The 281-nt window shown below is 40.6% G+C and carries 1 protein-coding gene; it reads left to right on the top strand.

Annotated elements, in window-relative coordinates:
- A partial coding sequence (locus WFH04_RS18210; protein WP_336825737.1) for a transposase occupies nt 1-229 on the top strand: 229 nt, incomplete at its 5' end.
- Between the last annotated feature and the right edge of the window lie 52 nt (nt 230-281).

Below are 281 nucleotides of genomic sequence, written 5' to 3'. Positions count from 1 at the left end.
AAACGCAAAGAACTGGACATACTTGGAACAAGACGATCTATTCATCTGCCCGAATGGACGGAAAGTCACTTTTAGGAAATACCAAAACAAGAAGAACGCTTCAGGATACGAGCAAAGTTACAAAATTTATGAATGCGAGGACTGTTCGGATTGCCCATTGAAAAAATTATGTACGAAAGCAAAAGGCAATCGACAAGTCCATTGGAACACGGTATTTGAAGAAATGTAAGCGAAAGCAAAGGAAGCCCTTGAATGTGAAGAGAACACAGGAATCTACGCTC

Source organism: Sporosarcina sp. USHLN248 (assembly GCF_037144575.1).
Lineage (GTDB): Bacteria > Bacillota > Bacilli > Bacillales_A > Planococcaceae > Sporosarcina > Sporosarcina contaminans.
Note: the sequence above shows the minus strand (reverse complement) of the source record. Positions and strands in the feature narration are given on the sequence as shown.